13 protein-coding genes and 1 riboswitch are annotated in these 17,381 nt (G+C 65.3%); of the genes, 6 read left to right on the top strand and 7 right to left on the bottom strand.

Features of this window, described 5'->3' with window-relative positions:
• Positions 1-105: 105 nt before the first annotated feature.
• The 4 genes from GR303_RS03380 to GR303_RS03365 all read right to left on the bottom strand — a co-directional run bounded on the left by GR303_RS03380 (position 106) and on the right by GR303_RS03365 (position 5,958).
• Entirely contained in the window at positions 106-807 is a 702-nt protein-coding gene (locus GR303_RS03380) for a thiamine ABC transporter ATP-binding protein (RefSeq protein WP_161721401.1), read from the bottom strand.
• Entirely contained in the window at positions 794-2,371 is a 1,578-nt protein-coding gene (locus tag GR303_RS03375; RefSeq protein ID WP_161721402.1) for an ABC transporter permease subunit, read from the bottom strand. Before GR303_RS03375 ends, GR303_RS03380 begins: the two co-directional genes overlap by 14 nt.
• 6 nt (positions 2,372-2,377) lie before the next feature.
• Positions 2,378-3,382, bottom strand: coding sequence for a thiamine ABC transporter substrate binding subunit (gene thiB / locus GR303_RS03370; protein WP_161721403.1), 1,005 nt, complete (start codon positions 3,380-3,382; stop codon positions 2,378-2,380).
• A 70-nt stretch (positions 3,383-3,452) separates the two neighbouring features.
• Positions 3,453-3,559: riboswitch (TPP riboswitch) on the bottom strand.
• A gap of 50 nt (positions 3,560-3,609) precedes the next feature.
• Entirely contained in the window at positions 3,610-5,958 is a 2,349-nt protein-coding gene (locus tag GR303_RS03365) for a Tex family protein (RefSeq protein WP_161721404.1), read from the bottom strand.
• Between the two features lie 185 nt (positions 5,959-6,143).
• Here GR303_RS03365 and GR303_RS03360 point away from each other — a divergent pair, with 185 nt between their 5' ends.
• From GR303_RS03360 to GR303_RS03345, 5 genes are all read left to right on the top strand, one after another.
• Positions 6,144-7,454, top strand: coding sequence for an Hsp70 family protein (locus GR303_RS03360; protein WP_161721405.1), 1,311 nt, complete (start codon positions 6,144-6,146; stop codon positions 7,452-7,454).
• A gap of 90 nt (positions 7,455-7,544) precedes the next feature.
• Entirely contained in the window at positions 7,545-10,331 is a 2,787-nt protein-coding gene (ppc, locus tag GR303_RS03355; protein ID WP_161721406.1) for a phosphoenolpyruvate carboxylase, read from the top strand.
• 87 nt (positions 10,332-10,418) lie between these two features.
• Complete coding sequence (locus tag GR303_RS24310; RefSeq protein WP_201751882.1) at positions 10,419-10,592, top strand: hypothetical protein; 174 nt, start codon at positions 10,419-10,421, stop codon at positions 10,590-10,592.
• 98 nt (positions 10,593-10,690) lie between these two features.
• On the top strand, positions 10,691-11,602 hold the full coding sequence (locus tag GR303_RS03350; RefSeq protein ID WP_425515140.1) for a dihydrodipicolinate synthase family protein: 912 nt from the start codon (positions 10,691-10,693) through the stop codon (positions 11,600-11,602).
• Between the two features lie 18 nt (positions 11,603-11,620).
• Positions 11,621-12,400 (top strand): SDR family oxidoreductase, encoded by a 780-nt coding sequence (locus GR303_RS03345; RefSeq protein WP_161721408.1) that lies wholly within the window; start codon positions 11,621-11,623, stop codon positions 12,398-12,400.
• Positions 12,401-12,455: 55 nt separating this feature from the next.
• Here GR303_RS03345 and chrA read toward each other — a convergent pair whose 3' ends face one another.
• The 3 genes from chrA to GR303_RS03330 form a co-directional block, all read right to left on the bottom strand.
• Entirely contained in the window at positions 12,456-13,856 is a 1,401-nt protein-coding gene (gene chrA / locus GR303_RS03340; RefSeq protein WP_161721409.1) for a chromate efflux transporter, read from the bottom strand.
• A gap of 1 nt (position 13,857) precedes the next feature.
• On the bottom strand, positions 13,858-14,682 hold the full coding sequence (locus GR303_RS03335; RefSeq protein ID WP_161721410.1) for a chromate resistance protein ChrB domain-containing protein: 825 nt from the start codon (positions 14,680-14,682) through the stop codon (positions 13,858-13,860).
• A 115-nt stretch (positions 14,683-14,797) separates the two neighbouring features.
• Entirely contained in the window at positions 14,798-15,586 is a 789-nt protein-coding gene (locus tag GR303_RS03330; protein WP_161721411.1) for an LOG family protein, read from the bottom strand.
• A gap of 469 nt (positions 15,587-16,055) precedes the next feature.
• Here GR303_RS03330 and GR303_RS03325 point away from each other — a divergent pair, with 469 nt between their 5' ends.
• Positions 16,056-17,252, top strand: coding sequence for a fumarylacetoacetate hydrolase family protein (locus GR303_RS03325; protein ID WP_161721412.1), 1,197 nt, complete (start codon positions 16,056-16,058; stop codon positions 17,250-17,252).
• The last annotated feature ends 129 nt before the right edge of the window (positions 17,253-17,381 follow it).

Genomic DNA, 17,381 nt, shown 5'->3' with positions numbered 1-17,381 from the left:
CACTTAATGTCCACTTGGGGAAGGGGCGGGCCGGGGATAACCCAGACGACTCGCCTGCCTCATACCAGTATGAGGTCACTTGGCTGAACCGTCTCTCGGCTCGGCTCAGGTGTTCGAAACCGCGGCTGCAATCCTCGGAGCGAGGGAGCCATGGAGAATGGCTGCGGGCGGTCCCGACGCGGCCACCCGGCCGTCGGCGATGAAGGCCATCCGGTCGGCCACATCCGCCGCGTCCTCGGGGGTGTGAATGGTCATGAGGATGGTGACCGCCCGCCTGCGCCGCAGGGCGTCGACGAGCAGGATCATGTCGCGGCGCAGACCGGGATCGAGGCTGCTGAACGGCTCATCGAGCAGGATGAGCGGGCGCCCGGAAACGAGCGCCCGGGCGAGCGCCACGCGCTGGCGCTGGCCGCCCGACATCTCGCCGGGTCTGCGCGTATCGAAGCCCTTGAGCCCTACGGCATCCAGCGTGCTCTCGATGAGCGTCTTCTCCTGATCCGTCAGGCGCAGGGAAGGCCGCAGGCCGAGGCCTACATTCTGCGTGACGGTCAGGTGAGGAAACAGGTTGTGGTCCTGGAACACGATGGCGACGGGCCGCTTGGCGGGTTCGAGCGGAAGCAGGTTCTGCCCGTTGAAGGTGAGCCTGCCGCTCTGCGGCGTCTCGAAGCCGGCGATCATGTGGAGCAGGGTGGTCTTGCCGCCGCCGGAGGGGCCGATAACCGCGCACAGGCTTCCCGCCTCCACCGTGAGTGAGTAATCGGCCACGAAGTCCGGCCAGGTGAGGCGGCAGTTCTCAATCGCGAGCATCGGACCATCGTCCCGAGAGGTGAGAAAGAAGAAACGCGACGAGCACGATGACGAGACCCACCGCGGAGGCTTCGTCAAGGCGATAGGCGCCGAGACGCTCGTAGAGCAGGTAAGGCAGCGTCACCAGTTCCGTGCCGCCGAAGAGCGCGATGATGCCGAAATCGCCGAAGGACAGCGCCATGGCCAGGGCGAACCCGGCGGCGAGGGGGCGCTTGAGCACGGGCCAGTCCATGATCGTAAACTTCGACCAGCCGGCTAGGCCGAGGGAGGCCGCCACGCGGCCGTAGCGTTCCTCTGCGGTGAGCAGCCTGGGCGCGACATAACGATAGGTGAAGGGAACGGCGGCAAGCCCGTTGATGAGGGGCAGCAGGATGAACCCCGCCGCCGAGGGATCGCCGAAGCGCTGGATCAGCAGGAAGAGGCCCGCTGTCAAGGCGAAGGGCGGCATGGCGAGGAGCGCGTCTGGCAGGACATCGTACAAGGCAGCCATGCGCGGCGAGCGCAGGACGAGCCGCCGGCGCCGGGCCGCGGAGGCAAGCGCCACAGCAAGCACGCAGGCGATGAAAGCTGCCGCCATCGCGATGGTCATGCTCGTGCCGAAGGCGCGCAGGAGATCGGCATCGACGACATCCGGGATGTTTCGCAAGCCCGTCAGCACGCTCAGGGCGAGCGGGGCGAGAAAGAGCGCTCCGGCTGCGAGCACCACCGCATCGACGAGCATCAGGCGGCGGTTCTTCGCATCGGGCCGGCGGACGAGGCTGCGGATCGTGTGGCCGACGGGCGGCCGCGTGAAGGCCCAGTGCATGAGCGTCGTCAGCGACAGGCAGATCGCGAGCTGGATCAGGGCAAGCCAGGCGACGCGGCCGAAATCGAGATCGACCTTGAGCGCCTCGAAGATGGCCACTTCGAGGGTGGAGCGGCTCGGGCCACCGCCGAGGGCAAGAACGATGGCAAAGCTCTTGAAGCACATCAGGAAGATGAGACCGGCAATCCCGGGGAGCTCCGCGCGCAGCACGGGCCAGTCGAGATGGCGGAAGATCTGGCCCGGCGTGAAGCCGAAGGCAGCGGCGAGGCGCCAGTGCTCCGTCGGAATCTGGTTCAACCCGTCGAGCGTGATCCGCGCCACGAAGGGCGCGTTCAGGAACACGTGAGCGATGAGAATGCCCGGGTAGCCGAAGATGCTGAAGGAGCCTTTCCAACCGAGGAAGGCCAAAAGCTCGGCGAACCACCCGCTCCGGCCATAGACGGCAAAGACCGCAAAGACGGCGACGATGGTGGGCATCACCATGGTCGTGCTCAACGCCGCCAGGACGACGCCCCTGCCCGGAAAGCTCCTGCGTGCGAGGGCCAGTGCAAGGCCGATGCCGAGAGCAAGCGACAGCAAGGTCGAGAGCGCCGCCTGGCCCACCGTGAAGGCGAGGACGCGGCCGAGATAGGGGCCGATGGAGGGGAGCGGCGGCGCCCCTCCATCGAAGCTCGCAAGGGCGATGAAGCCGCCCGCAACCAGGCCCAGGATGGCAAGAGCCGCCAGGCTTCCGGGATGAGGCAGCTTCAGCGTCGTCATCGGCGATCAGCGCGCCGTGGCGTTGAGCCAGGCATCGGTGAAGGCGCGCCGGTTCTGCTGTACCTCCTCGGGGGTGAAGAGGAGCGCCTTCTCCGGTTGGACAAGATCCTTGAAGGCGACCGGCACCCCTGCAGCGGGAGTCTTGGCGGGATACATCCAGTTGGTTTCCGGAATGGCCGACTGGAACGGCTCGCTGAGGATGAAGGCCATGAACTTCTTGGCGAGTTCCGGCTCCTTCGTCGTGCGGGTCATGCCGGCGAGCTCCACATGGAGGTAATGCCCCTCCGCGAAGGCAGCGGCCTTGTAGTTGCTCTTCTTCTCCGCGACGACGTGATAGGCCGGCGAGGTGGTGTAGGACATCACCATGTCTGCCTCGCCCTTCAGGAAGAGCCCATAGGCTTCCGACCAGCCCTTGGTGAAGGTGACGATGCGGGGCTTGAGCCTGCCCCAGGCCTCGCCGGCCTTCTCGCCATAGACCTGCTGCATCCAGAGCAGGAGGCCGAGGCCCGGAGCGCTGGTGCGGGGATCCTGGAGCACCACCTTCGGACCGTTGGGATTGTCGACCAGTTCCTTCAGGCTCTTCGGGGGATTGGGCAGCTTGTTGGCATCGTAGACGAAGGCGTAATAGCCCCAATCGAAGGGAATGAAGGTGTCGTCCTTCCATGCGATGGGAAGCGACAGATCCTTCACCTCGGCGCCGTGTGGGGCAAAGAGATTGAGGGCCTTCGCCTCCGCAACGAGGTTCATGTCGAGCCCGACGACCGCGTCGGCCTTGGTGTTCTGGCCTTCGAGACGCAGCCGCCCGAGCAGGCTGCCCGCATCCTCGGCGGTGACCCACGTGAGTTCGCAGTTGCAGGTCGCCTCGAAGCGTTCCTCGATGGTCTTCGCAGGGCCGTATTTCCCGGCGAACGAGCTGTAGGTATAGATGGTCAGCGTCGGCTTGGTCTGGGCCTGGGCGAGGCCGGCAGCCAGCCCGAGCGAAGCGAGTGTGAGAAGAATTCGGCGCAGCATCTCAAAGGTGCTCCCATGCATGAGGCAGGCCGGGTTGGCGGCACAGAATGCACGGGGCACAGCTTTTTTGGCGATGTCGCATGCTCATTCCCTCCGCCGGCATGACCCGGATCAGGTTCGACGGGTCGGCGGCCAGGCCGCCTCTCAGCCTCGTGTGAGGCTCCCCGTGAGACGCTTTGCTTCTAGAACAGATCGGACGCGGCCACAAGCCATCCCTGTCAAGATCGTCAGCGACGACCGCCCTTGTCCTTCCCGGGATTATTGGCCATTGCGGCCCGGCGCAGGGCATCGGCGAGGGCGCCGCCCGAAGATGGCTGAGCCGCGGGCTTCCGGTCGGCCTGAGACCGGTGCTTCTGGAAAGCTGCCCGATTGTCGTCCTGCCGCCCCGAGGGGCGCTTCTCGGCCGGATCGCTCATGCGCATGGTGAGCGAGATGCGCTTGCGGGGGATGTCGACCTCCAGCACCTTCACCTTCACGATGTCGCCCGGCTTCACCACACTGCGCGGGTCCTTCACGAAGGTATCGGCCAGCGCCGAGATGTGCACCAGCCCATCCTGGTGCACGCCGATATCCACGAAGGCGCCGAAGGCCGCCACGTTGGTCACGACGCCTTCCAGCATCATGCCGGGCTTCAAGTCGCCGATTGTCTCGACGCCTTCCATGAAGGTGGCGGTCTTGAACTCGGGACGCGGATCGCGCCCCGGCTTTTCCAATTCGTTCAGGATGTCCTTCACGGTGGGCACGCCGAACTTCTCGTCGGTGAAGCTCTGCGGGTTGAGCTTCTTCAGCAACGCGCCGTTGCCGATCACCACCTTGATGTCGCTCTTGGTCGCCTCCAGGATGCGGCGCACCACCGGATAGGCCTCCGGATGGACGCCGGAGGCATCGAGGGGATCGTCGCCGTTCGGAATGCGCAGGAAACCTGCGGCCTGCTCGAAGGTCTTCGGCCCGAGGCCAGGAACCTTGGTCAGCGCCTTGCGCGTCCTGAACGGGCCATTGGCATCGCGATGGGCGACGATGTTCTGCGCCACCCATTCGCCGAGGCCGGAGACGCGCGCAAGCAACGGAGCGGACGCCGTGTTGAGGTCCACGCCCACCGCGTTCACGCAATCCTCCACCACCGCATCGAGGGAGCGGGACAGCTTGTGCTCGGCGAGGTCGTGCTGGTACTGGCCGACGCCGATGGATTTCGGGTCGATCTTCACGAGTTCCGCCAGCGGATCCTGCAGGCGGCGCGCGATGGAGACGGCGCCGCGCAGGGACACGTCGAGATCCGGCAGCTCCTGGCTTGCGAAGGCCGAGGCCGAATAGACCGACGCGCCCGCTTCCGAAACCATGATCTTGGTGAGCTTCAGGTCCGGGTGCCTCGACACCAGCTCGCCGGCGAGCTTGTCGGTCTCGCGCGAGGCCGTGCCGTTGCCGATGGCGATGAGCTCGACCTTGTGGACGCGGCAGAGGCGGGCCAGGGTCGCAATGGATTCGTCCCATTGCCGCTTCGGCTCATGCGGATAGATGGTGTCGGTGGCCACCACCTTGCCGGTGGCATCCACCACCGCCACCTTCACGCCGGTGCGGTAGCCTGGATCGAGACCCAGCGTCGGGCGGGCGCCGGCGGGGGCCGCGAGCAGCAGGTCGCGCAGGTTCCCGGCAAACACCTTCACAGCCTCGTCTTCGGCGATCTGCCAGAGCTTCATCTTCATGTCGAGCTCGATGGAGAAGCGCAGCTTCGTGCGCCAGGCCCAGCGCACGGTGTCGAGCAGCCACCTGTCGCCGGGGCGGCCCCGGTCGGCGATGCCGAAGGCCAATGCGATGCGGCCTTCGTAGCGGCTGACATAGCCGGGCTCCGCCGCGTCCCTGTCCTCCTCCATGCGCAGGTCGAGGATCTCCTCCTTCTCGCCGCGGAAGAGCGCGAGGATGCGGTGGGAGGGAAGCTTCGCCAGCGGCTCGGCGAAGTCGAAGTAGTCAGAGAACTTCGCGCCGTCATTCTGCTTGCCCTCACGCACCTTCGAGGTGAGGCTTCCGCGCTCCCAGTAGATCTCACGCAGGGCACCGAGGAGCTCGGCGTTCTCCGAAAAGCGCTCGACCAGAATGGAGCGTGCGCCCTCGAGGGCCGCCTCGGGGGTTGCCACATCCTTCTCCGGATTGACGAAGGAGACAGCCGCCTCCTTCGGATCGCGGGCGGGCTCGCTCAGAAGCAGGTCGGCCAGCGGCTCCAGGCCCGCCTCTCTGGCAATCTGCGCCTTGGTGCGGCGCTTGGGCTTGTAGGGCAGATAAAGGTCTTCGAGGCGCGCCTTGGTATCGGCATTGTTGATCTGGAGCGCCAGCTCGTCGGTGAGCTTGCCCTGCTCGCGGATGCTGTCGAGGATCGTTTTGCGGCGATCCTCCAACTCGCGCAGGTAACGCAGGCGCTCCTCGAGGGTGCGCAGCTGCGCATCGTCGAGGGTGCCGGTCACTTCCTTGCGGTAGCGCGCGATGAAGGGCACGGTCGCGCCGCCGTCGAGGAGCTCAATGGCCGCCTTGACCTGCCATTCCTGAACATTCAGTTCATTCGCAATGCGCTGACCGATGGATAGCATGAACGTCTCCGAATAAGCGTAAGGCGCGGCTTCTACGGCGGGCGAAGCCCCTGGGTCAACGGCCCGTCCACAGCGCCAGGGTCGCAGTGCCTGAAGGGAAGGCACATTACCCGGCGAATTCGCTTGGCTCCAAAGGCCTTAGCGTATAGACCGTCCGGCCCCTCCCGCCCATTTCCGAGGTCCTCATGCCCCCGTCTCACGAATTTTCCGTCGGCATCGATTTCGGCACCAGCAACACGGTCGTGGCCATCGCGGGCCCGGACGGGCAGGTGGAGGCGCTCACCTTCGAGCATGGGGGCGAGAGCCTGAAGGTTTATGTGACCGCGCTCTGCTTCTGGGACGAACGGCACGGCAACGGTCTGCGCACCCAGGTCGAAGGCGGCCCCTGGGCCATCGAGCAGTTCCTGGAAGGACTCCATGCTCACCGCTTCATCCAGTCCTTCAAAACCTTCGCGGCAAGCCCCTCCTTCAAGGAGACGCGCATCTTCCGCGAGCGCTACGCCTTCGAGGATCTCCTGAGCGCGTTCCTGCGCACCCTCGCGCGCCATGGCGGCTCTCGCCTGGACTGGGGCGCCCGGAATGTGATCATCGGTCGCCCGGTCCAGTTCGCGGGCTACAATCCGGACGACGCGCTCGCCATGCAGCGCTACCGCGCCGCCTTCGGACGGCTCGGTGCGGAACAGGCCCGCTACGTCTACGAGCCGGTGGGAGCCGCCTTCTTCTACGCGCGGCAGCTCGATCACGACGCGACCGTGCTCGTGGCGGATTTCGGCGGCGGCACCAGCGACTTCTCGGTGATGCGCTTTTCGAGGGCGGGCGGCGTGCTGCGGGCCGAGCCTTTGGGACATGCGGGCATCGGCCTGGCTGGCGACGCCTTCGACTACCGCATCGTCGACCATGTCGTCTCGCCGCGCCTGGGCAAGGGCGGGCACTACCGCTCCATGGGCAAGACGCTGTCGATCCCGAACCACTACTACGCCAATTTCGCCCGCTGGAACCAGCTGGCGATGATGAAGGGCAGCGGGGACCTGAAGGAACTGCGGGAACTTGCCCGCACGGCGCTCGATCCCGAACCGCTCGAAAAGTTCATCGACATCATCGAATATGACCTGGGCTTCGCCCTCTACCGTGCCGTGTCGTCGGCCAAAATGGCCCTTTCGAGCCGGGAGGAGACGCAGTTCCGGTTCCAGGGCGAGGGCATCGACATCCAGGCGCGGATCACCCGCGCCGAATTCGAGAGCTGGATCGAAGAGGATGTGGCGCGCATCGCCGCCACGGTGGATGAGGCGCTCGCCAGGGCCGATGTGCGGCCGGAGCAGATCGAGCGCGTCTTTCTCACGGGCGGCACATCCTTCGTGCCTGCCATCCGCCGCCTGTTCGTGGAGCGCTTCGGCGACAGCCGCCTGACCTCCGCCGACCAGTTCGAATCGATTGCCTATGGGCTCGCGCTGATCGGGCAGTCGGAGGATCCCGGCCGCTGGTCGGTGGCGAGCTGAAGATCTTTTTAAAATAAAATTACGCTTGCGAGGGAATGATAAGCGTTTTATTTCGCAGTGCAGCAAATGCACCGCAACGAGAGCCGCCTCATGTCCCTGCTCAACCCCGACGTCACGCCCGAGAAGGACTTTCCCCTTCGCGACGACATCCGGCTTCTGGGGCGCCTGCTCGGCGACACGATCCGCGAACAGGAGGGAGAGGCGGCTTTCGAGATCGTGGAGCGCATCCGCCAGACCTCGATTCGCTTTCACCGGGACGAGGACGAGGCCGCGCGCCGAGAACTCGAGACGATCCTGAACAGCCTCTCGCGCGGCCGCACGAATCAAATCATCCGCGCCTATACCTACTTCTCGCATCTGGCGAACATCGCCGAGGACCAGCATCACGTCCGGCGTTCCCGAGCGCATGCCAAGGCGGGTGCGCACGCGATCACGGCCCCGGCGCCGCGGGAAGGCACGCTGGCGCGGGCTCTCAAGCTGACGCAGGAGGCGGGCGTCAGCCGGGCGGCCCTGCAGGCCTTCTTTGCGTCGGCGCTGGTGTGCCCGGTCCTGACGGCCCACCCAACCGAGGTGCGCCGCAAAAGCACCATCGACCGGGAGATGGAGATTGCGCAGATCCTGGCGCAAAGGGACCGGCAGCATCTGACGCCCGAGGAGGAGGGGGCCTGCCAGGAGTCCCTGCGCAGGGCCATTCTGACGCTCTGGCAGACCAGCATCCTGCGGCGCAACCGGCTGAAGGTGATCGACGAGGTCAATAACGGCCTGTCCTATTATGACTACACCTTCTTCAAGGAGCTGCCGCGGGTCTATGCCGCCTTGGAGGATCAGTTGGCGGCCATGGACCCAGCCTGGGAGAACGTGGAGCTTCCGTCGTTCCTGCGCATGGGGAGCTGGATCGGCGGCGATCGCGACGGCAATCCCTTCGTGACGGCGGATGCGCTTCGGCAGGCCCTGCTGCTCCAGAGCAAGCACGCACTCCAATTCTACCTGGAGGAACTGCACTGCCTGGGCGGCGAGCTGTCCCTGGATGTCCGCTATGTCAACGTGTCCGAGCAGGTGCGGGAGCTCGCCAAGGCGTCGCCCGATGCATCGCCTCATCGCCAGGACGAGCCCTATCGCCGGGCCATCACCGGTATCTATGCGCGCTTGGCCGCAACAGCCGCTGCGCTTGGTCACGGCGACGTGGCGCGGCACGCCGTAGGCGAGGCTCCGGCCTATGCCAGCGTCGAGGGATTCGCGGGCGATCTGTCGGTTCTGCACCGATCGCTTCTGTCGAACGGATCCGGATCCCTCTCCCGGGGACGCCTGCGCAAGCTGCGTCGCGCCGTCGATGTGTTCGGCTTCCACTTGGCAAGCCTCGATCTGCGCCAGAATTCCGACGTTCACCAGCGCGTGGTGGCTGAGCTGTTCGAGAAGGCGATGCCGGGCACCGGCTATGAGACCCTGCCGGAGGAAGATCGTGTCGCTCTCCTCCTGGAGGAACTCCGGACGCCACGCCTCCTGACCTCACCCTACCTCGACTATTCGCCGGAAACCTCGTCCGAACTCGCCATCGTTCACGAGGCCGCAGAGTCGCACCGCCGCTATGGGCGCGCGGCCGTGCCGAACTATGTGATCTCGAAGGCGAGCGACCCGTCGGACATCCTGGAGGTGGCTCTGCTCCTCAAGGAGGCGGGTCTGCTTCGTCCCCGCGAAGGCGAGATGCATGTCAACATCGTCCCGCTCTTCGAGACCATCGCCGACCTGCGCCATTGCAGCCACGTCATGGACGCGCTCTTCGCGCTGCCCGACTACATGCACCTCCTGCGCAGCCGCGGGCAGGCGCAGGAGGTGATGCTCGGCTATTCCGACAGCAACAAGGATGGGGGTTTCCTCACCTCCGGCTGGGAACTCTACAAGGCGGAGATCGAGCTGGTCGAGGTCTTCAGGCGCCATGGGGTGAGCCTGCGCCTTTTCCATGGGCGTGGCGGCTCGGTGGGCCGAGGCGGCGGCCCGAGCTATCAGGCGATTCTGGCCCAGCCGGGCGGCGCTGTGCAGGGCGCCATCCGCATCACCGAGCAGGGCGAGGTGATCGCCGGCAAGTACTCGAATCCGGAACTCGGTCGCCGCAACCTTGAGATCCTTGCGGCCGCGACGCTCGAGGCGTCCCTGTTGCATTCCGGCCAGCCCGCTCCGCGCCAGGACTATCTGAAGGCCATGGAGGAGCTGTCGAACAGCGCCTTCAGAGCCTACCGCGCCCTCGTCTATGAGACGGAGGGGTTCGAGCGTTACTTCTGGGAATCCACCGTCATCGGCGAGATCGCCAACCTGAACATCGGCAGCCGTCCCGCCTCGCGCACGAACTCGCGGCGAATCGAGGACCTGCGCGCCATCCCCTGGGTGTTCGGCTGGGCCCAGTGCCGTCTCATGCTGCCGGGCTGGTACGGGTTCGGGTCCGCCGTCAATGCCTGGCTGGAGAAAAGGCCGGATACGGGCCTCGCGCTGCTGCAGGAGATGTATCGCGAATGGCCGTTCTTCCAGGCGCTGCTGTCCAATATGGACATGGTGCTGGCCAAGAGTAACATCGCCATTGCCTCCCGCTACGCGGATCTCGTGGAGGACGAGACCCTGCGCCACGCCATCTTCCCGCGCCTGCGGCGGGAATGGGAGGATTCCATCAGGCAGTTGCTTGCCATCATGCAGCAGGATTCACTCCTCGACGGCAATCCTCTGCTCGCCCGCTCGATCCGCAACCGCTTCCCCTATCTCGACCCGCTCAATCATCTGCAGATCGAACTCCTGAAGCGGCACCGCTCCGGCGATGCGGACGAGCAGGTGGTGCAGGGCATCCACCTGTCCATCAACGGCATCGCGGCAGGCCTGCGCAACAGCGGATAGGAAACAGAGCGCCGGAACTGGGTCAGGGCCATTCGGTTGAGTCCGGGGATCGCATCCCAAGAGGCTCATTTGGATCAGGAGAGAGCCATGTCCCGCGGTGACAAGTCCGCCTATACGGACAAGCAGAAGCGCAAGGCCGAGCATATCGAGGATTCTTACGAGAGCCGCGGCGTTTCCGGGAAGGAAGCCGAGCGGCGGGCCTGGGCCGCCGTCAACAAGCAGGATGGCGGCGGCAAGAAAAGCGGCTCCGGACACAGCTAAGGTCATACCTAGGCAGGTCCGGTTAGGGTAGTGCACCGGGCGGAAAGCGGGTGTATGAGGGGCCCTGACCCTTCGCCAGGCCTACCATGGAGGATGCCTTGCTCACGAGTTCTGCCGCCGGCGTCTATGTCATCTGCCCCACGCCTTTCGAGAGCGACGGGCGGGTGGATGCTGCCTCGACCGACCGGATGGTCGAGGCTTATCTGGAAGCCGGGGCCACCGGACTGACCATCCTCGGGATCATGGGCGAGGCGCCGAAGCTCGCCGCCGACGAGGCGCTGGCCTTTGCCCGCCAGGTGATCGCAACGGTGGCGGGCCGCGTTCCTGTCGTCGTCGGCGTCTCGGCAGCGGGCTTCGCCGCGATGGCTGGCCTGTCCTCCAAGGTCATGGATGCGGGTGCGGCGGGCGTCATGATCGCCCCGCCCTCGACCCTGAAGACCGACGACCAGATCGTGTCCTACTACGCCGACGCGGTGGAGGCGATCGGCGCGGACGTGCCATGGGTGATCCAGGATTACCCCCTCACGACCAATGTGGTCATGACGCCGAACGTGATTATGCGCATCATCGAGCAGAGCCCCTCCTGCGTGATGCTCAAGCACGAGGACTGGCCGGGCCTCGACAAGATCACCGCCCTGCGCCGCGCGAGCGATGCGGGCCGGGTGCGCCGCGTGTCGATTCTCTGCGGCAATGGCGGCATGTTCCTCCCCTTCGAAATGGAGCGTGGAGCGGACGGCGCCATGACGGGCTATGCCTACCCTGAGATGCTGGTAGGCGTGGTCAACCTTATCAACCAGGGCAGGCGGCAGGAGGCGCACGACCTCTTCGACCGTCACTTGCCGCTGGTTCGCTACGAGACGCAGCCCGGCCTCGGTCTGGCCGTTCGGAAATACGTGCTGAAGCGGCGCGGCATCATCGCGTCCGACACGCTGCGCAAGCCTGGGCCGAAGCTGAGCCCGGAGACGATCGCCGAGATCGAGTGGATGATGGAGCGCATCGAGCGCCCGTAAGGACAGGGGAGTCTTAGTATGAAGACCGGATTGGAAGGAAAGCGTGCGCTTGTGCTCGGCGCCAGCAAGGGCCTGGGCTTCGGGATCGCGCAGGGGCTGGCGGAGGAGGGCGCCCGCGTCGCTGTCGCGAGCCGCACCCTGGAAGGGTCGAAAGCAGCCGCCGACAAGATCGGCAAGGACGTTCTCCCCTTTGTCTGCGACACGGGCGAGGTCGATCAAGTCGATGCCTTGGCGAAGGACGTGACGGAGGCTCTCGGCGGCGTCGACATCCTCGTGCTCAACAGCGGCGGACCGCCTCCCGGCAAGGCGCAGGGCGTGTCGTCCGATCAGTGGCGCCAGTCCTTCGAGGCCATGTTCGTCAATCTGGTGCGCATCGCCGATCATCTGCTGCCCGGCATGATCGAGCGCAAATGGGGCCGCATCATTTCGGTGATCTCGTCCGGCGTGATCCAGCCGATCCCGAATCTCGCCATCTCCAATGCCATCCGTCCGGCCCTCGTCGGCTGGGGCAAGACCCTGGCGAGCGAGGTGGCATCCTCGGGCGTGACGGTGAATGCCATTGCGCCGGGCCGCATCGCAACCGACCGCCTGAAGCAGCTCGACGCCGCCAATGCGGAACGCACGGGCCGCTCGGTCGAGGACGTCGCCGCAGCGGCGCGTGCAGGCATTCCGGCCGGCCGCTACGGCGAGATCGAGGAGTTTGCGGCCGCGGCCGTCTTCCTCGCGAGCGAGAGGGCCTCGTTCATGACGGGCTCGATCCTGCGCGTGGATGGCGGGCAGATCTCGTCCGTGACCTGATCGACCACAATGGGGTGAGGCAGGATGCTGCCCCACCCTGCCTCGCAGCCGACTCTCAGCCGATAGCGCCAGCCAGGTAGAGGACGATTCCGGCTGCTGACGTTGCAGCCAGTGTCGGCAGCATTCCGGCATGGAAGCGGAACATGGCAACGATGGCCCCGGCAGAGAGCGCAAGCGCCCAAGGATTCACGCTCTCCCAGACCGGGGCGTCGAATTCGAACGGCCCCCATGCGAACGGCTGAACCTCCCTGAAGATCGTATGGATCCCGAACCAGAGAGCGAGGTTCAGGATCACACCGACCACGGCCGCCGTGATGGCGGAGAGCGCGCCGCTCAAAGCCCTGTTGCCGCGCAGGGTCTCGATGTAAGGCGCGCCGAGGAAGATCCACAGGAAGCAGGGGGCGAAGGTCACCCAGGTGGCGAGAAGGCCGCCCAAAGTGCCGGCGAGGAGCGGGCTCAGGGCCCCCGCATCCCGAAAGGCCGCCATGAAGCCCACGAACTGCAGCACCATGATCAGGGGACCCGGCGTCGTCTCCGCCATGCCGAGCCCATCCAGCATCTCTCCCGGGCGCAGCCAGCCATAGGTCTCGACGGCCTGCTGGGCCACATAGGCCAGCACCGCATAGGCCCCGCCGAAGGTCACCATAGCCATCTTGGAGAAGAAGACGGCGATCTGGTTGAAGACATTGCCTCCGCCGAGGGTCAGCAGCAGAGCCGCAACAGGGAGGAGCCAGAGCGCAAGCCACACGGCTGCGATGCGCAGGCTTCGTCCCGCATTCGGGCGAGCATGGGCTGGCAGTTCGTCGCCGAGCAGATCGTCGGTATCCGTTGCGTTGCCATTGCCATGCCCGCTCATCTGGAACTGCGGCAGGCCGGCCTTTCCTGCGAGGAGGCCGGTCAGTCCGGCCACGAGAATGATCAGCGGAAAGGGTGCGTCGAGAAAGAAGATCGCCACGAAGGCCACGGCGGCCATCCCGATCAGGACCCGGTTCTTCAAGGCTCTCCTGCCGATCCGCACCACTGCATCGAGCACGATGGCGAGCACGGCCGCCTTCAGGCCGAAGAACAGGGCCGAGACGAAGCCGACCTGTCCGAACAGGGCATAGATCCAGCTGAGCGCCATGATCGCGACGATGCCGGGCAGGATGAACAGGCCGCCGGCCATGATCCCGCCGACGGTGCGGTGCATGAGCCAACCCATATAGGTGGCAAGTTGCTGGGCCTCGGGTCCCGGCAGGAGCATGCAGTAGTTGAGGGCATGAAGAAAGCGGCTCTCCGAAATCCAGCGTTTCTCCTCCACCAGGATGCGATGCATCACGGCGATCTGGCCCGCCGGGCCGCCGAAGCTCAAGGCCGCGACACGCAGCCAGACCCGGAAGGCTTCGCCGAGAGAGACGCCATGGGCCGGGAGAGGCTGGGCGTGCCGGCGGCCAGAGGATCCAGCGGTTCCGCTCATGTCATGCTCCGGGCTTCTTCGATGGCCAGTTGTGAGTCTCGTCCGTCGCGTCGCGACACCAGCGATAGAAGGCGTCGTAGAGCGGCAGGCCGGCCTCAAGTTGGGCGAGATCGTCCGCATACATGCGCGACAAACCTAGGGAAGCTGCCAGCAGGCCGGGGGCTTCGGGCGCCAGATCGAGCCGAGCGGTATCAGCCCCTCTGACGATGGTGGCGAGCTGTCTCAAGGGCGCTGTGGCAAGGCCGAATTCCTCGACCATCACGTCGAATGTGCAAAGATCGCCGCGATGGGTCCAGAAGACATCGCTGCCCTCAATGTCGAAAGGCGTTGCAGCAAAGCGCTCGGCAACAGCCTGGACCTCCGACGGCGGAACGAAGAGGAAGACGGCTGAAGGGTCAACGAACCGACGGATCAGCCACGGGCAGGCAATCCGGTCGATCTTGGGGCGGGAGCGTGTCACCCAGACGGTTCGTCCTTGCGAGTCTCGTTGGCGAATTTGCGAATCGGGGACCATGGGCAGGCCGGCATGGGCCCAGGCCAATGCTCCGCCTTCGAGGGAATCGGCCTGGATGCCGGCATGCCGGAGCCAGGCGGCCACGCCATGGCTGAGCTTCAGTCCCTTCTGGCAGATCACGACCGCCGATCGCCCCATGAGCTGGGGAGCCCAATCCGGGGCGGTGGCGAACGGACGCCTTATGGATCCAGGAATGTAGCGGGGATCGTCCGCAAAGTCCTCGTCGGTACGGACATCGATGAGAACCGGACATTTGGGCGTGCCGACAAGACGAGCGAGTTTTTCGATGGAGATGGTGTTGAACGACGACATGATGCATCCGTGATGGTTAGGTGCGGATGCGATGCTTGGGCATGTCGCCTCGTGGGGAGATCGCAATCCCCATGGCAGCAATCAAAGTTCAGCCCGCCAGGTTTGTCAAATCAATTCAAAAGTCCTGTCCGGCTTCCCTCTCCAGCGTCTGCACGACGAGGCCGTTCTCGATCAGGGAGCTCCAGACCTCCTCCGCATTCTCAGCGTAATGAAAGAGATGGCGGTCGTCAGGATTGATCATGCCGTGTTCGAGCAAGGCATCGAACTTGATCACGGATTCCCAATACCCGCGGTCGAAAAGCACGATCGGAAGCGGAGGCGCCTTCCCCGTCTGCCGGAGGGTGAGAAGCTCGAACAACTCGTCCAGGGTGCCGAAGCCGCCGGGAAACACCACGAGGGCATTGGCCCGCATCGCCAGATGCATCTTGCGCATGGCGAAGTAGTGGAAGCGGAAGGTCAGTTCCGGGGTCGAATAGGCATTGGGCGCCTGCTCGTGCGGCAGGGTGATGTTGAAGCCGATGGACGGGGCGCCGACCTCCGAGGCGCCCCTGTTGGCCGCCTCCATGATCCCCGGGCCCCCGCCAGTGGCGATCACATTGTCCCGGATGCCGTTGTTGTGGGTCAGGGCGCCGCCCCGCTGGGAGGCGATGGCCCCGAAGGAGCGCGCCTCCCTGTACCAGAATGGATGCCGTCCCGGTCCATCCTCGCGGATGCGGGCGCTGCCGAAGACGACGATCGTGCTGCGCACGCCCCAGGTCCGCAGGCTCTCCTCGGCCTTGGCATATTCCAGCAGGAAACGGACACCGCGCATGGAATCTCCCAGGAGGAAGTCCTGATCCATGGCCGCCAGCCGGTAGGACGGCGAGGCCATGTTGGAGGCGTTCGGGGGCGTGGTGTCGTCCATGATGGAAAACTCCTTCGGTGAGGTCGGCACAATTCACGGTTTCCGAGGTGGTGTTAATTCCCCATCGGGCCGATCGGAAGCTCCTGGGGGCTGGAGGGAGGAATTCCCACGGGCTCGACCGGACTGGGAGCTTCACTCGGGGTCGTCGGCGGGACGCCGACGGGCTCCTGCGATCCGGGAAGTCCGGGAGGGCCCGGATCAGGATGCACGGGTTGAGGCGCAGGGTTGGGAACGTCGGGCTGCGGGTTGGGAGACGGTGTATCGGACATGAACTGCATCCTTGCTCAGGTAGCCTTCTCTGCAACTTCGCTGCGCAACGGGGGATGAATCGGGTTTGTTCCGAACTTCCTCCAGCGAGGGGCACCCATGCTTATTTTCTCTATCGTCGCTCCCGATACGGAGGCTATATCAAGGTCGCATGAGGGACGAGAGCGAGAAAGCGCCCTCAAGGGAAAGCGAGCGCCAGCCGATGGATCACCTGTCTTCAACGACCATAGACCGTATTCTGCCTGCCGACCGCTTCGAGGGCGCCCTTGTCGGGCGTGTCTGGCGTCCCGGCCTCGGCCCTTCCGTGGTGGCAATCCGGGAGGACGGTCTGTTCGACATTTCCCCTGTCTGCTCAACGGTGAGCGGCTTGGCCGCCATGGACGATCCGGCGAAGGTGGTGAAATCAGCAAAGGGCGAGCGGGTCGGGTCGCTTGAGGAGATTGCCGCCAACACGCCTCCCGATACCCGAGACCTCTCGAAGCCCTGGCTCCTGGCACCCATCGATTTGCAGGTGATCAAGGCGGCCGGCGTGACCTTTGCTGTCTCCATGCTGGAGCGCGTCATCGAGGAGCGCGCGCGGGGGGATGCCAGCGCCGCTGCAGCGATCCGGGCCGAAGTGCTCCGGCTCGTGGGCGACGATCTCAGCCGGCTCAAACCGGGCTCCGCAGAGGCCATGGCGCTGAAGAAGGTTCTGATGGATCAAGGCGCCTGGAGCCAGTACCTTGAGGTGGGGATCGGCCCGGATGCGGAGGTCTTCACCAAGGCGCCGACCCTCTCCGCCGTGGGCGCCTTCATGGATGCGGGCCTGCATCCCAAATCCACCTGGAACAACCCCGAGCCCGAAGTGGTGGTGATCGTCACGGCCGAGGGAAAGATCGTGGGGGCGACGCTCGGCAACGACGTGAACCTTCGTGACTTCGAGGGCCGCTCCGCCCTGCTGCTCTCGAAGGCCAAGGACAATAACGCATCCTGCTCCATCGGCCCGTTCATCCGCTTTTTCGACGCAACCTTCTCCCTCGACGACGTGCGCCAGACCACGGTGACGCTCAAGGTGGAGGGCGAGGACGGTTTCACGCTCGAAGGATCGTCCTCCATCACGAAGATCAGCCGAGATCCCGAGGATCTCGTCGCGCAGACCATCGGCCCTCATCACCAGTATCCCGACGGATTTGCGCTCTTCCTGGGAACGATGTTCGCCCCGACCCAGGATCGGGATGAGCCGGGCATGGGCTTCACGCACAAGCAGGGCGACATCGTCACCATCGCCGCTCCCAAGCTGGGAGCTCTCGTCAACCGCATGAAGCCGAGTTCCGAATGCGAACCTTGGACCTTCGGCATCGGCGCGTTCATGTCCAACTTGGCCCAGCGTGGCCTCATCAACACCAGACAGGCAGGTTAGCGATGACGAAGAACTACATAGCTGGGGAGTGGGTCGGCGCGACGGAGGCATCGCCGAACATCAACCCGTCGAACACCGCCGACGTGGTGGGCGAGTACGCCCGCGCGTCCGCGGCGGAGGCTGAAGCCG

This window comes from Microvirga arsenatis, from assembly GCF_009910705.1.
Lineage (GTDB): Bacteria > Pseudomonadota > Alphaproteobacteria > Rhizobiales > Beijerinckiaceae > Microvirga > Microvirga arsenatis.
Note: the sequence above shows the minus strand (reverse complement) of the source record. Positions and strands in the feature narration are given on the sequence as shown.